Here is a 14,423-nt window from a genome sequence, read left to right on the forward strand (position 1 = left end):
TGGTTGCGTCGCGGTTAATGGATGGCAAGTTTCCCGTGGATGCCCCGGTCGGGATGGGGCTACCGGAGCTGGCATTGTTGCTAACAGGTTACCATGCCCGATTATATTTGGTGCGCTGCAGCGCAAATGAGTTGCGATGCAGCGCACTCTGTGCCGGTGTGCTAGAGCAATCGCCGGCCGGCCTGCATCGCAAGCCGGCTCATCCGCGTTCTCTTTCCCGGGAAGAGGGCGGCTCCGATCCGGTTGGTGGGGCTCATCTGATCGGAGCCGGCTCTGCACGACCCGACGGTTTGGTAAAGAAGGGGCAGAATTGATGCGTCAACCCATTCGCAAGGCGATCCTTCCTGTCGCGGGTCTCGGCACCCGCTTCCTGCCCGCCACCAAGGCGGTGCCGAAGGAAATGCTCACCGTCGTGGACCGCCCGGTGGTCCAGCACGTGGTGGACGAGGCGCGCGCCGCCGGCATCGAGCACATCGTGTTCGTCACGGGCCGTAACAAGGCGGTGATCGAGGATCATTTCGACCGCCAGTTCGAGCTGGAGCGCACCCTTGAGGAGCGCGGCAAGACCAAGGAACTGGCTCAGCTCGACCTGGACACGCCGAAGCCCGGCACCACCTCCTTCACCCGCCAGCAGCTGCCGCTCGGCCTTGGCCATGCGGTGTGGTGCGCGCGCGAGATTATCGGCGACGAGCCGTTCGCGCTGCTTCTGCCGGACATGCTGCACATGCCGAAGAACGGCCAGGGGTGCCTTGCCTCCATGGTGGAAGCCTATAACGAGACCGGCGGCAACCTCGTCGCGGTCTACGAAGTGCCGGACGACCAGACCCACCAGTACGGCATCGTCGGCGTGGGCGAGGAGAAGGCCAGGGGCGCCAAGGCCATCACCCAGATGGTGGAGAAGCCCAAGGCCGGCACCGCGCCGAGCAACCTGGCCATTTCCGGCCGCTACATCCTGCAGCCGGCCATCTTCGACCTTTTGGCCAAGCAGGAGCGCGGTGCCGGCAACGAGATCCAGCTCACCGATTCCATGCTGAAGCTGAAGGAGACCGACCCCTTCTTCGCGGTGCGGTTCGACGGCGCCATCTATGATTGCGGCTCGAAGATCGGCTTCCTCATGGCCAACGTGGCCTATGCCCTGTCCCGCCCGGACATCGAGGGCGAGTTCCGCGCCGAGCTGAATGCGATGCTCGCCGGCAACTGAGCCGCGTTGCGTTGACCGTAGCGTTTCAGGGGCCGGCGGCGTCCGGCCCCTGAAGCCGCCAATGCCGGTGTGCTGGCCATGCGGCGTGCTGGCTCATGGCCCCGCCCGCGATTTTGGCCCCGCCCTGGATTCTGACTGCTCCGCAGGAACCCTTGCGCTGGATCCCGGCGCTCCTTCCACTGCGCTGACGCTTCGTTGCAGTCGGCCGGGATACGTCCTCTGCCTGCCGCCCGCCTATTCCGCCGCCACGGCCGGTCGCTCCGGCGGGGCACGGAAGCGGGCGAGCAGCGCGGCTTCCTCCGCCTCAACCGCCGCCAGATGCCGGGCCTTCACGTGGCCGAAGCCGCGGATCTTCTCCGGCAGCGCCGCGATGGCCACGGCCAGCGCATGGTTCGCGCCGTCGAGGCCGGCCACCAGTTCCGCCACCGTCTTCTCATAGGCGCCGATGAGCGCCCGCTCGGTGCGCCGCTCCGCGCTGTAGCCGAACACATCGAACGGTGTGCCGCGCAGCCCCTTCAGCTTGGAAAGAAGTCCGAAAGCCCGCATCATCCAGGGGCCAAGGGTGATCTTCCTGGGCTCGCCGGTGATGGGATCGGGCCGGGCCAGCAGCGGCGGGGCAAGGTGGAACTCAAATGTGAGGTCGCCGTCGAAGGCGGCCGCCGCCTGGGCGCGGAAGGCGCCGTCTGCATAGAGCCGTCCGACCTCGTATTCGTCCTTGTAGGCCATGAGCTTGAACAGGTTTTTCGCCACCGCCTCGGCTAGCCCGCCCCGGCCCGGGGCCTTCTGCGCCTCGGCGGCCCGCACCTGTTCCACCAGCCGGGCATAGCGCTGCCCATAGGCGGCGTCCTGATAGGCGGTCAGCTCCGCGACGCGGCGCGCGATCACCTCGTCGAGGCTCGCCGAAAGGTGGCGGGCGTCGCTGGCGGTCCCGCCCGTGGGCGTCGCCAGCTTCTCCACGGCCGCCGGATCATGGGCGGCGCGGCGGCCCCACAGGAAGGCGGTCTTGTTCATGGCCACCGCCTCGCCATTCAGCTCGATGGCCTTTTCGATGGCCTCGGCCGACAGGGGCAGGGCGCCGAACTGGTAGGCATAGCCCACCATGAAGATGTTCTGCGCCAGGGCGTTGCCGAACAGGGCCTGGGCCAGGCGGCTGGCCTCGATGAAGTGGGTCATCTCGCTGCCCGCGAGGTCCCTGATGGTGCGCTTGATGCGCTCGGTGGGCAGCGAATAATCGGCGTTGCGGGTGAAATCGCCGGGCAGCACCTCATGGGTGTTCACCACCACGATGGTCTTGCCGGGCTTCACCGCCGCCAGCACCTTCTTGGTGCCCGCCACCACCAGGTCGCCGCCCAGCACCACGTCCGCCCCGCGCGCCGGCACGCGGATGGCGGTGATGTCTGCGGGATCGTTGGCAAGGCGGATGTGGCTGTAGACCGCGCCGCCCTTCTGGGCGAGGCCGGCCATGTCGATCATGCCGCAGGCCTTGCCTTCCAGATGCGCCGCCATGCCGAGGATGGCGCCGATGGTGACCACGCCGGTGCCGCCCACGCCGGTGGCGATGATGCCGTAGGTGCCATGGATCTCAGGGTGCGCCGGTTCCGGCAGCGCCGGCCAGTCCGCCGCCACGCCGGCCGCGCCCGCCGCCTTTTTGGGCTTGGCCCCCTTCACGGTGACGAAGGAGGGGCAGAAGCCGTTCACGCAGGAGAAGTCCTTGTTGCAGGAGGACTGGTCGATCTCCCGTTTGCGGCCCCATTCGGTTTCCAGCGGCTGCACCGAGACGCAGTTGGATTTCACGCCGCAATCGCCGCAGCCCTCGCAGACCCGCTCGTTGATGAGCACCCGCTTGTCCGGGTCCGGATACTGGCCGCGCTTCCTGCGGCGCCGCTTCTCGGAGGCGCAGGTCTGGTCGTAGATCAGCACGGTGACGCCGGGGATAACCGCCAGCTCCCGCTGCACGGCCTCCAGCTCGTCCCGGTGGTGGATGGTGAGGCCGGTGGGCCAGTGGGTGCCCGGTGCATACTTGCCCGGCTCGTCGGTGACCACCACCACCCGTTCCACGCCCTCCGCGGCCACCTGTCGGGCGATGACCGGCACGGTGAGGTCGCCGTCGTGCTTCTGGCCGCCGGTCATGGCCACCGCGTCGTTGAACAGGATCTTGTAGGTGACGTTCACCTTGGCGGCGCAGGACGCGCGCAGGGCCAGATAGCCCGAATGGTTGTAGGTGCCGTCGCCCAAATTCTGGAACACGTGGGGTCGTTTGGAGAAGGAGGATTCCCCGATCCAGTTGGCGCCCTCGCCGCCCATCTGGGTGAAGCCGGTGGTCTCCCGGTCCATCCACTGCACCATGTAGTGGCAGCCGATGCCGGCATAGGCGCGCATGCCCTCCGGCACCTTGGTGGAGGAATTGTGCGGGCAGCCGGAGCAGAAATAGGGGATGCGGGTGGCCACGTCCGAAGTGGCGGCGAGCACCCTTTGGGCCTCCTCCAGCTCGGCGACGCGGGCCGCGATGTCGGGGATATGGCCATAGGCCAGCAGCCGCCGGCCGAGCTGGATGGCGATGTCGTTGGGGTCGAGTGCACCTTTGACGGGAAAGAGCCAGCGGCCTTCCTCGTCCTTCTTGCCGATGCAGACGGGCTGGTTGGCGGTGCCGTACAGCTCCTCGCGGACTTGCACCTCGATGAGGGAACGCTTCTCCTCCACCACCATGATGAGGTCGAGGCCGCGGGCGAACTCCTTGAGGCCCTGCGTCTCCAGCGGCCAGGGGCAGGCCACCTTCCAGATGCGCAGGCCCAGATCGTTGGCGCGCACCTCGTCGATGCCCAGCTCATCCAGCGCGAGGCGCACGTCCAGATAGGACTTGCCCACGGTGGCGATACCGATGCGCGGGCGCGATCCGCCGGAGGTGATGAACCGATTGAGGTGATTGGCGCGCAGGAAGTGGAGCACCGCGTCGCGCTTGTATTCCTGAAGCCGCTCCTCCTGCGCCAGCGGGGTGTCGCCGAGGCGGATGTTCAGCCCGCCGGGCGGCATCTGGAATCCCAGCGCCGGCTCGATGCGCACCCGGTCCAGCCGCCCATCCACGATGCCGGTGGATTCGATGGTGTCCTTCACCGCCTTCAGGCCGACCCAGGCGCCGGAGAAGCGCGACAGGGCCCAGCCGTAGAGGCCGTAGTCGATGATCTCCTGCACCCCGGCCGGGTTGAGCACCGGGATCATCACGTCGACGAAATGGAACTCGCTCTGGTGGGCGGTGGTGGAACTTTCGCAGGTGTGGTCGTCGCCCATCAGGGCCAGCACACCGCCATGGCGGGAGGTGCCCGCATTGTTGGCATGGCGGAACACGTCGCCGGAACGGTCTACCCCCGGCCCCTTGCCGTACCAGAGGCCGAACACGCCATCATATTTGCCCTCGCCGCGCAGCTCGGCCTGCTGGGATCCCCACAGGGCGGTGGCGGCCAGATCCTCGTTGAGGCCGGACTGGAACTTGATGTCGTTGGCTCTCAGAATCTTCTCGGCGCGCAGGAACTGCTGGTCGAGCCCGCCCAGCGGCGAGCCGCGGTAGCCGGTGACATAGCCCGCGGTATTGAGGCCGGCGCGGCGGTCGCGCTCCTTCTGCATCAATGCGAGGCGCACCAGCGCCTGCGTCCCCGAGACGAAGACGCGGTTCTGGGCGAGGTCGTATTTGTCGTCTAGCGAGACGGGCGTCAGGGCCATGGGCGCCTCCGGAGCGGGCGCGGCTCAGACGGAGTCAAACCGTCGCAGCCGTTCGACCTTAGGCTGGCACGGAGTGTCGCACCCGGCAATTTCGTTGTTCCAAGTCAAAGCGCAACGAAATTGCTCAAAAGACGGGCGTGGCGAATTTTGGCGCAACGCGGCATATGCCGAACGGCGATGCAGCATGGCGAAGGCCGGAAACGGCAGATCACCCCGGCAGCAGGCGTTCGCTTTCCAGATAGCCGGTGAGCAGGGCGAAGCCGAAGGCCATCACCAGCAATGCGGCCCCCAATTCAACGCCGAGGCCCAGCAGCACCGCCCGCCGGTCGCCGCGTCCGGCGAGCCGCACGGCGAGGCGCTTGCCATAGACCGCGATGGCGGCGATGAGCGTCACCATCAGCGCCGTGCCGAGGCCCATGGCGAAGGCGGAGGCGACGCCGCTCATGAATACCCCCTGTGCGAGGGCGAAGGTGAGCACCAGGATGGCGCCCGAGCATGGCCGCGCGCCGGCGGAGACCACCGCCACCGCCGCCCGCTTCCACCCGCCCTTGCCTTCCAGCAGGGCGGGATCGGGGGCGTGGACATCGCCGCAGTCGCAATCGGCGCCGTGGGCATGGACGCTCTCGCCCCGCGCCGCGGCAAGCAGCGCCCGGCCCTTCACGATCGCGAGATAGAGGCCGAACACGCCGATGCCGCCATAGGCCACGATCTCCACCCAGTTCATGGCCTGCGCCATGGACACGGCGGTGGCGTTCAGCGCCAGCGCCAGCACGCCCACGAAGGCGACGGCGACGATCGCCTGAACCATGCCGGAGGCCAGCGCCAGCACCGCGCCGCGCTTCAGCGTGCCGCCATCGGCCAGCAGATAGGAGGAGATGACCGCCTTGCCGTGGCCGGGGCCGGCGGCATGGAACACGCCATAGGCGAAGGACAGGCCGGCGAGGAGGAAGGTGGCGTTGCCGTCCTGCTTGCTCGCGCGCACCGCCTGCACCAGGGCGCGGTAGAATTCCGCCTGCTTGGCGAGGATGAAGCCGGCAATGCCGGTGGGCTGGGCCGCGCCGCCGAGGCCGAAGGGCGATGTCTTGGGCGCCCCGCCGAAGCCCTGCGCGAAGGCAAGATCCGGATAGAGCACCAGCGCCGCCAGCAGGGCGAAGACGAGGGCTGCGAACAGCGCCACCAGCGCCATGGCGAGCCGGCGCATGGGCCGCCCGGCCGCTTCTTTCACGACCATCTGGCTCACGGGCACTTCACCGTGATCTTGTCGGCGAACTGGGCGCCATAGGTGCTGGCCGAGGTGAGGTTGGAGAAGAAGGACTCGTTCAGCGTCTGGCTCGCCGGCGGCTCGGGGGAGACCACCTGCTGGGTGCAGCCGGCCGGGGCCGACACCAGCTTCACCGGTTCCTTCTCGTTGAACGAGAAGGAGACGAAGACGGTGGGATCGTAGACTTCGAGGGAGGTGGTCCCCTTCGCCGCCACCGGCTTCTCCAGCGGCAGGGTGAAGTGGAGGGTGAGCAACTCGTTCTCGTAGGTGAGGAAATAGTCGGTGGGGTCCTTGAAGGCGAGCTTGGCGGTCGCGGTCTTGCCCACGACGAAATAATTATATTCCTTCAACGACGTGACATTCACCTCGGCGAGGGGCTTGAGCACGTCGTCGCCATAGCTGCCGTCCTTCTGCTTCTCCATGCCCTGCAGGGCGAAGGCGGAGAAGGCATCGTCGAAGGTCCAGATCTGCTTGACCCCGGTGAGCTGGCCGCTGGAATCATAGACCAGTTCGCTCTTCATGGTGACCCACACATGGGGGTGGGCCTGCGCCGGGCGCGGCGCCAGAGCGGCGAACAGGAAGGCGGTCACAAGGCTCAGGGCGACCGTCACGGTGCGCGGCGTCATCGGCAATCGTCCTCGTTCACCGGTCCGTCGATGCCGCCTTTGCAGGCGCATCGTCGAATCCGGCCCGGCTATCACCTCGTCCCGGACTTCGGCGGAAGAGTGGCACGCCCCAGTGGCACAGTTTCTTGCCGATGGCGTGACAGGGGAGCCTGCCGCTACGGCTGCGGCGCAATTATCCCCTTGCCCGGTCTCGGCTGTGTCAGCTCTGCTCGTGCTTCGGCTTTTCCGCGGCGCGGCGGCCGAAATCGGGGGCGGCGGTCTCCTGGCCCTGCTCGATGATGGAGCGGCGGATGGCCCTTGTGCGGGTGAAATGCTCGAACAAGGCGTCGCCGTCGCCGTAGCGGATGGCGCGCTGGAGGGCGGTGAGATCCTCGGTGAAGCGGCCGAGCATCTCCAGCACCGCCTCGCGGTTGGAGAGGAACACGTCGCGCCACATGGTGGGGTCGGACGAGGCGATGCGGGTGAAGTCGCGGAAGCCGCCGGCCGAGAACTTGATCACCTCGGAGGTCAGCGTCTCCTCCAGCTCCGCCGCCGTGCCCACGATGTTGTAGGCGATGAGGTGCGGCACATGGCTGGTGATGGCGAGCACCAGGTCGTGGTGCTGGGCGCTCATGGTCTCCACGTTCGCTCCCGCCGCCCGCCACAAAGCGACGATGCGCTCCACGGCGGCGGGATCGGCCCCCTCCGGAGGGGTCACGATGCACCAGCGGTTCTCGAACAGGGTGGCAAAGCCGGCGTCCGGTCCGGAAAATTCCGTGCCCGCGACCGGATGGGCCGGCACCAGATGGGCATGGGCTGGCACGAAGGGGGCCATGGCCTCCACCACCGAGGCCTTCACCGAGCCCACGTCCGAGAGGATGGCGCCGGGCTTCAGATGCGGCCCCACCTCGGCCGCCACCGCGCCGGAGGCGCCCACGGGCACGCAGGCGACCACGATATCGGCGTCCTTGGCGGCGTCGGCGGCGCTCTGCGTCACATCGTCGGCAAAGCCCAACTCGCGCACGCGGGCGCAGACGGCCGCGTCCCTATCGGCCACCACGATGGTGCCGGCGAGATGCTTCTCCCGCGCCGCGCGGGCCAGGGACGAGCCGATGAGACCCGCCCCGATGATGGCGAGGCGGGGGACGAGGGGGCGGATCACTTGTCCTTGCCCCCTGTTTCCTGACCCGACATGAAGTCGGCGAGGGCGGCCACCACCAGATGGTTGGCCTCCTCGGTCCCCACCGTCATGCGCAGGGCGTCCGGCAGGCCGTAGGACGCCACCTGCCGCAGCACCAGGCCCCGCTTCATGAGGAAGGCATCCGCCTCCTTCGCCGTGCGGCCGGGGATATCGGGGAAATGGATGAGCAGGAAGTTGGCGACGGAGGGCGTGACCTTCAGGCCCAGCGCCTCGACCTGCTCCGTCAGCCACGGCAGCCAGCGCGCGTTGTGCGCCACCGCCTTCTCCACGTGGGCGGCATCGGCGATGGCGGCGGCGCCGGCGAGCAGGGCCGGGGTGTTCATGTTGAACGGGCCGCGCACCCGGTTCATGGCGTCGATCACATGGGCCGGACCCACCGCCCAACCGATGCGCAAGGCGGCAAGGCCGTGGATCTTGGAAAAGGTCCGGCTCATCAGCACGTTGTCGGCGGTGAGCGCCAGTTCCAGCCCGGTCTCGTAGTCGTTGCGGCGGACATATTCCGCATAGGCCGCGTCCAGCACCAGCAGCACGTTGGCGGGCAGGCCCGCATGCAGGCGGCGCACCGCGTCGAACGGCAGGTAGGTGCCGGTGGGATTGTTGGGATTGGCGAGGAAGACGAGCCGCGTCCGCGGCGTCACCAGCGCCAGGATGGCGTCCACGTCCGCCGTCAGGTCGCGTTCCTTCGCCACCACCGGGGTGCCGCCGGCGGCCAGCGTCGCGATCTTGTAGACGAGGAAGCCGTGCTCGGAGAAGATCACCTCGTCGCCCGGCCCCACATAGGTGTGGGCCACGAGGTTCAGGATCTCGTCGGAGCCGGCGCCGCAGATGATGCGCGCAGGATCGAGCCCGTAAGCCGTGGCGATGGCCTGCCGCAGCACGCTCGCCGAACCGTCCGGATAGTCCTCCAGCTTGCGGCCGGCTTCGGCGAAGGCGGCGACCGCCTTCTCGCTCGGGCCGAGCGGGGTCTCGTTGGAGGACAGCTTGAAGACCTTCTCCACTCCGGGGGCGTGGCTCTTGCCAGGCACATAGGCCTCGATGGCGAGCACGCCGGGCCGCGGCTGCGGCCGGCCGGGGGCAGGGATCGGGTCTTTCAGCACGGCGGACATCTCAACATACTCCAGAACCTGACGGATCGGGCCGCGCGCGGCCGGCGACCCTTCTTTTTACGCTTCTGCCCCTACCTTGTGGATGGCGGCATGGCTGCCCACCTCGACGACGGCGCGGATGCCGGCGCCGGCCTCGGTGAGGGCCGCGATCACCTCGTCCACCCCATGGCCGGGGGGCAGGGAGGTGAGGAGCGCCGCGCCATCGAGCGCTTCATCGGGGGCCACCACCACCTCGGCGAAGGCGGGTATGCCACGCCCCGCCGCCGCGCTCCATCCCGTGACGCGCAGCGAATAGACGCGGACCTCGCGCACGGCGGCATCGTCGATGGGGTGGGAGACCACGAACACCGGCAGCCCGGCGGGATGGTCCGCCCGCTCCACGAACGGCAGGCGGGCGATGATCTTGGGGGCGCCCTCGGCCTCCAGCGCGGTCCACCACGGATCACCGGCGCTGGGGGCGGCAGCGGCGATGAGGCCGAGGTCACCCGTGGACCCCTTGACCGCGTCGATCACGCCCCGCGCGCCCATGTGAGGCACGAACGGCACGGTAAAGCCGAAATGGAAGCGCGCGCTGTCGCGCATGGCCGGCTCGCCCACGGCGAGGTCGGCGTGGACGCAGTAGGGCGCCTGCACATAGGTGAAGGTGGCGATGATGACGCGCCAGATGCTCTCCACCGTGTCGAGGGGCAGCAGGCCGTCGTGGCGTTCCACCAGCCGGCGCATCATGTCGGCCTCGCGGGCCGGGCGGAAGGCGGAGCCGCTCTCCGCGCCTGCGGCGCGCTTCACCTGCACCAGGCGGTCGATGATCGCGCTGCGCTCCATGAGCAGGCGGTGCATGGCCTCGTCGATGCGGTCGATCTCGGCGCGCAGGTCGGCGAGCGAAAGCGGGGTCTGGGTTTGCATCTTGGCGTTCGCGCGGCTGGGAGGGGGAGCCTTAGCCGGAACGGCGCGGGGAATCAAAGGATTGTTGGCACGCGCCCGTTCCCGCGCACCGGCACCGGCGATGGGATCTGGGCCGTGTATGGTTTTAAAATACCGTTTGTCATTGCGGCGGGGGCAGGGCAGCAGGCGGCGGATCATCGGTCCGTGAGGGCGCGGGCGAGGGCGCGGGTGCGGGCGAGGACGCGGGCGGCGGCAGCCGGGCGGCCCGCTCTGCCGGCGACTGCAGAATCGGCTTGAAGAATCCCGCAGTGGAGCCCGCCACCAGCCAGTAGGTGAGGCCGGCGGCAAGGCCCGCCGCCACGATGTAGAACGGATCGCCGGTCACCGGCGGCGCATCCGGACCGCCGGCGAACAGCTGCGCGCCGATGAGGGCGGAGACGACCCCGTTCGCCGCGTGGAACATCCATGAGCGCACCGCGAAGGCTTCCGAGAACAGGATGCCCACCGCCGCCACCAGCCACATGAGCAGCACCAGAAGCGCCACGACGGTTGCCGCCACCACGATGGCGACCAGGGCGCCCAGGCCCGCCGTCTCGGATCCCTCCGGAATCTCGAACAGCGAGCCGATGCGCCATTCGCCGATGAGGATGACGGCCGACCCCGCCATCACCGCGGCAAGGTAGCCGAGCGGCACCAGCAGGAAGCGCAGCAGCAGGCGGGCGAGGTTGTCCATGGGGTGTTGCGTCATTCCGGAAGGTGGCAGACGGCTTCCACATTTAGGCCGTCGGGATCGAAGACGAAGGCGCCGTAATAGTGCGGGTGATAGTGGGGCCGCAGGTCCGGCGCGCCATTGTCGCGCCCGCCGGCGGCAAGCGCCGCCGCATAGAAAGCGTCCACCGCCGCCCGGCTGGTGGCGGAAAACGCCACGTGCAGATGCCCGGTGGCGGTCGGCGCGTCGCCGATCCAGAATTCCGGCTTGGCGGCGCCGAAACCGATGTAACTATGCCCGCCGGGCGGGTTTGCCTCCATGACGATGCCGTAGCCGAGCGGGGCCAGCGCCGCCAGATAGAAGGAGCGGGAGCGCGCCATATCGCGCACGGAAATACCCACATGGTCCAGCATGGTGACCTCCTGAGCCTGTTTTGCCCTGTCTGCGCATTCCTATCGGCATCGCGCGACACGGCCCCGACGGGGCCGGCCTATTCGTCCTGCGCCATCATGGCGCGCACCTACTCGTCCTGCGCCATCATGGCGCGTAAGGCGAGGCGCTCGCGGGCGGAAAGCTTCTCGCTCTCGCTCTTCAATTGCCCGCAGGCGGCGAGGATGTCGCGGCCGCGCGGCGTGCGCACCGGGCTCGCATAGCCGGCGCGGAACACGATGTCCGAGAAGCGCTCGATGGTCTCCCAGTCCGAGCACTCGTACTGCGTGCCCGGCCAGGGGTTGAAGGGGATCAGGTTGATCTTCGCCGGCACCCCTTCCAGCAGCTTCACCAGCGCCCTGGCGTCGGCGGGGCTGTCGTTCACGCCCTTCAGCATCACGTATTCGAAGGTGATGCGCTTGGCGTTGGAGGCGGCGGGATAGGTGCGGCACGCCTCCATCAGTTCGGCGATGGGATACTTCTTGTTGATGGGCACCAGCTCGTCGCGCAGCTTGTCCCGCACCGCATGGAGCGAGATGGCGAGCATGGGGCCGACCTCGGCACCGAGCCGCGCGATCTCCGGCACCACGCCGGAGGTGGACACGGTGATGCGCCGCCGTCCGAGGCCGAGGCCGTCGCCGTCCGAGAGGGTCTCGATGGCTTCCTTCACGCTGTCATAGGCGTAAAGCGGCTCGCCCATGCCCATGAACACGATGTTGGTGACCAGCCGGTCGCCCTCGGTGGGCAGGCCGGGACCCGTGGCGCGGTCGCGGCCGGGATAGTCGCCGAGGCGGTCGCGGGCCACCATCACCTGCGCCACGATCTCGGCGGCGGACAGGTTGCGCACCAGGCGCTGGGTGCCGGTGTGGCAGAACGAGCAGTTGAGCGTGCAGCCCACCTGGCTGGAGACGCAGAGCGTGCCCCGGTCGCTCTCGGGGATGTAGACGGTCTCGATATCGTGCGGCCGCTCGCCGGGCTGGTCGGCGGGAAAGCGCAGCAGCCACTTGCGGGTGCCGTCCTGGGACACCTGCTCCATCACGATTTCCGGCCGCGCCAGCGAATAGGCGGCGGCAAGATCGGCGCGCAGGTGCTTGGAGACGTTGGTCATCTCCGCAAAGTCGGTGGCGCCGCGCAGGTAGATCCAGTGCCAGAGCTGGTTCACCCGCATGCGCCGGTCGGAGCCGCGCACGCCGATGGCGTCGAGCGCCGCGCCCAGCTTGTCCCGGTCGAGGCCGACGAGGGAGGGCAAGGACACAGGCGCGGCTGCGCCAATGGCCGGAATGGGCGCAGCTTCGGGCGCAGTTGCTTCGGTCGCGGTTTCGGGCGTGGACATCATGGCGTCACACATAATGCCTTCGGCCCGCGCTTTCCACTTGGAGAATGCAGGGCTGGCCCCGGATCGGCGCAGGCCACCCGTCTTTGGGTCCCGCGGGGGCCTCAGTGCGCCCGCACGCCCTCATGGATGGCGCGGGGAATGATGGCGCCACGGTGCATGATCACCTCCGCCGCGAGCCGATGGCCGGCGCGGGCGGCATCCTCGGGGCTGGCACCCTGCAGGCGGGCGGCGAGATAGCCGGCATTGAAGCTGTCCCCGGCGCCGGTGGTGTCGAGGGGGGCAAGCGCGCGCTCCACCGGCACCTCCACCGTGCGCCCGTCCGCATGGACGAGGGCGCCGGCCGCGCCGTTCTTCACCACCACCTCGGTCAGGCCGTAGGTGGTCATGCGTTCGATGGTGGCGGCGGGCGAGGCGTCGCCCCACAGGATCACCTCGTCCTCGAAGGTGGGCAGGGCCATGGACGAGCGCTTCATCGCCTCGGCGAACACGGTGCGCGCCCGGTTGAGGTCGCCGGCCCAGTTGCGCGGGCGGAAATTGCCGTCGAAGACCCGCAGCGTCTGGCTCTGCGTGGTGCTTCCCGCCATCTCCAGCGTCGCGAGGAAGCGGCCGAGGCCCTGGTTGGAATACAGCGACAGGGTGATGCCGGAGAAATAGACGGCGCGCGCCCCCACCAGCGCCGCCGCCACCTGCTGCCAGCCTTCGGCCTCAAACAGGGTGCGGGCGGGGGCGGTGTCGCGCCAGTAATTGAAGCTGCGCTCGCCGGCGTCGTCGGTGGTGATGAGATAGAGCCCCGGCACCCGGCCCTTGAGGCGGGGCACGAGGCTCATGTCCACCCCTTCGGCAGCGCCGAGGGCAAGAATTTCGCTGGAAAAGGTGTCGTCGCCGAGCGCGGTGGCATAGGCCACGGCCACGCCGGAGCGGGCGAGATAGACCGCCGTGTTGAATGTGTCGCCGCCATAGGCGAGGCCGAACCGGCCGTCCGAACCGCGGGCCAGCTCCACCATGACCTCACCCACGCAAACCACCTTGGACACGAGCGCCTCCGCTGACTTTCCCCGCCGCCCGATGGGACCCTAGCAACACCGGAGCGGCGACCAAATCGTTTTTGCTGTATTTATGTACATCCGCCGAGGATGAGCAGGCCTCCCGGCCCCGCGCCCGTCCGGCGTCGGGCCTTCACTGGTAAATGCGTGTGCTCACTTCAAAAATGCGTTTCGGTCCGATGGGCATTGCGGCGGTACCGATGGCGGTGCCTCACTCGACCCGCGGGGGCACCGTGTGGGTCCAGGTTCCCGGGCGGTCCTGGGGACCCTTGGTCAGGACGCCCGCCCCGCCTGGAACCGGCGGACGTCCATAGCGGGCGCGCAGCTCGCCGGCGCGGCGGGTATTGGCCTCGATGAGGCACAAGGCGCGCTGCTCGAAATTGCCGATGCCCCGCGGGCCCTCGAACGGGGCAACGCTCTGGCAGTCGAAGTTGCGGTAGAGCAGGAAGCGGGACTGGGCCTCGTCCAGCATGGTCTTCCACCGCGCGCGCTGGACGCCCTGGAGGTCGGTCCGCGCCTCGATGACGGTGAAGGCGTTGGAAAGTTCGGCCTCCAGCGCCTGCTCCGAGGTGCGGGTGGCGTCGAACAGGCAGCGGTTATACTGCCCGCCGGAGATCTTCTCCTTCGGGCAGGCCGGGGTTCCGGACCAGCGCTCCGGGCTGGGCGGCGTCCCGCGCCGGTCAGTTGCGGGGATGGGCGCGCGCACCGGCTCCGTCGTGGTCTCGGGCGTCGCCGGAGCGGTTGTCGTCGTGTCGTCCGGCACCGGCAGGGCGGGCAGGGCGGCGGCCACGCCATCCGCAGGCACAGGCTGCGACAGTCCGGGCGGCACGGGCGGGTCCGGCGGCGGGGCGATGGCGAGCATCGCCAAGGGGCTCAGCGCCAGCGCGAGGACGGCCAGGCCAAGCCATCGCCCCCGCGCGGGCCGCGCCGCCACGC

12 protein-coding genes are annotated in these 14,423 nt (G+C 68.8%); 1 reads left to right on the plus strand and 11 read right to left on the minus strand.

Translation table 11 applies throughout. From position 1 onward, the window contains the following. Window positions 1-313: 313 nt before the first annotated feature. On the plus strand, window positions 314-1,201 hold the full coding sequence (gene galU, locus V5F48_RS14095) for a UTP--glucose-1-phosphate uridylyltransferase GalU (protein WP_394110065.1): 888 nt from the start codon (window positions 314-316) through the stop codon (window positions 1,199-1,201). A 234-nt stretch (window positions 1,202-1,435) separates the two neighbouring features. Here galU and V5F48_RS14100 read toward each other — a convergent pair whose 3' ends face one another. The 11 genes from V5F48_RS14100 to V5F48_RS14150 form a co-directional block, all read right to left on the minus strand. Continuing rightward, on the minus strand, window positions 1,436-4,915 hold the full coding sequence (locus V5F48_RS14100) for an indolepyruvate ferredoxin oxidoreductase family protein (RefSeq protein WP_394259225.1): 3,480 nt from the start codon (window positions 4,913-4,915) through the stop codon (window positions 1,436-1,438). Between the two features lie 208 nt (window positions 4,916-5,123). After that, complete coding sequence (locus V5F48_RS14105; protein ID WP_394259301.1) at window positions 5,124-6,146, minus strand: nickel/cobalt transporter; 1,023 nt, start codon at window positions 6,144-6,146, stop codon at window positions 5,124-5,126. A gap of 5 nt (window positions 6,147-6,151) precedes the next feature. Further along, a complete protein-coding gene (locus V5F48_RS14110; RefSeq protein WP_394259226.1) occupies window positions 6,152-6,802 on the minus strand; it encodes a DUF1007 family protein in 651 nt (216 codons plus the stop codon). A 199-nt stretch (window positions 6,803-7,001) separates the two neighbouring features. Then, entirely contained in the window at window positions 7,002-7,943 is a 942-nt protein-coding gene (locus tag V5F48_RS14115; protein ID WP_394259227.1) for a prephenate/arogenate dehydrogenase family protein, read from the minus strand. Further along, window positions 7,940-9,088 (minus strand): histidinol-phosphate transaminase, encoded by a 1,149-nt coding sequence (gene hisC / locus V5F48_RS14120; protein WP_394259228.1) that lies wholly within the window; start codon window positions 9,086-9,088, stop codon window positions 7,940-7,942. The genes V5F48_RS14115 and hisC overlap by 4 nt, the downstream gene beginning before the upstream one ends. 57 nt (window positions 9,089-9,145) lie before the next feature. After that, entirely contained in the window at window positions 9,146-9,991 is an 846-nt protein-coding gene (locus V5F48_RS14125) for a chorismate mutase (protein ID WP_394110069.1), read from the minus strand. Between the two features lie 139 nt (window positions 9,992-10,130). Then, window positions 10,131-10,703 (minus strand): hypothetical protein, encoded by a 573-nt coding sequence (locus V5F48_RS14130; protein ID WP_394259229.1) that lies wholly within the window; start codon window positions 10,701-10,703, stop codon window positions 10,131-10,133. A gap of 11 nt (window positions 10,704-10,714) precedes the next feature. Further along, a complete protein-coding gene (locus V5F48_RS14135; RefSeq protein WP_394259230.1) occupies window positions 10,715-11,092 on the minus strand; it encodes a VOC family protein in 378 nt (125 codons plus the stop codon). Window positions 11,093-11,199: 107 nt separating this feature from the next. Next, window positions 11,200-12,444 (minus strand): dual-specificity RNA methyltransferase RlmN, encoded by a 1,245-nt coding sequence (rlmN, locus tag V5F48_RS14140; RefSeq protein ID WP_394259231.1) that lies wholly within the window; start codon window positions 12,442-12,444, stop codon window positions 11,200-11,202. Between the two features lie 101 nt (window positions 12,445-12,545). Continuing rightward, the gene (locus V5F48_RS14145; RefSeq protein ID WP_394259232.1) at window positions 12,546-13,478 is read right to left on the minus strand and encodes a sugar kinase; all 933 of its coding nucleotides are present in this window, start codon (window positions 13,476-13,478) and stop codon (window positions 12,546-12,548) included. Between the two features lie 220 nt (window positions 13,479-13,698). Next, window positions 13,699-14,421, minus strand: coding sequence for a lysozyme inhibitor LprI family protein (locus V5F48_RS14150; RefSeq protein WP_394259233.1), 723 nt, complete (start codon window positions 14,419-14,421; stop codon window positions 13,699-13,701). Window positions 14,422-14,423 lie beyond the last annotated feature (2 nt).

It is taken from the genome of Xanthobacter autotrophicus ATCC 700552, assembly GCF_043194565.1.
Lineage (GTDB): Bacteria > Pseudomonadota > Alphaproteobacteria > Rhizobiales > Xanthobacteraceae > Xanthobacter > Xanthobacter autotrophicus_F.

Bases quoted from the DNA above. Each gene is read 5' to 3' on its own strand.
- V5F48_RS14100 (WP_394259225.1), bottom strand. From the start codon at position 4,915: ATGGCCCTGACGCCCGTCTCGCTAGACGACAAATACGACCTCGCCCAG.
- V5F48_RS14110 (WP_394259226.1), bottom strand. From the start codon at position 6,802: ATGACGCCGCGCACCGTGACGGTCGCCCTGAGCCTTGTGACCGCCTTC.
- V5F48_RS14135 (WP_394259230.1), bottom strand. From the start codon at position 11,092: ATGCTGGACCATGTGGGTATTTCCGTGCGCGATATGGCGCGCTCCCGC.
- V5F48_RS14105 (WP_394259301.1), bottom strand. From the start codon at position 6,146: ATGGTCGTGAAAGAAGCGGCCGGGCGGCCCATGCGCCGGCTCGCCATG.
- V5F48_RS14125 (WP_394110069.1), bottom strand. From the start codon at position 9,991: ATGCAAACCCAGACCCCGCTTTCGCTCGCCGACCTGCGCGCCGAGATC.
- hisC (WP_394259228.1), bottom strand. From the start codon at position 9,088: ATGTCCGCCGTGCTGAAAGACCCGATCCCTGCCCCCGGCCGGCCGCAG.
- rlmN (WP_394259231.1), bottom strand. From the start codon at position 12,444: ATGATGTCCACGCCCGAAACCGCGACCGAAGCAACTGCGCCCGAAGCT.
- galU (WP_394110065.1), top strand. From the start codon at position 314: ATGCGTCAACCCATTCGCAAGGCGATCCTTCCTGTCGCGGGTCTCGGC.
- V5F48_RS14130 (WP_394259229.1), bottom strand. From the start codon at position 10,703: ATGGACAACCTCGCCCGCCTGCTGCTGCGCTTCCTGCTGGTGCCGCTC.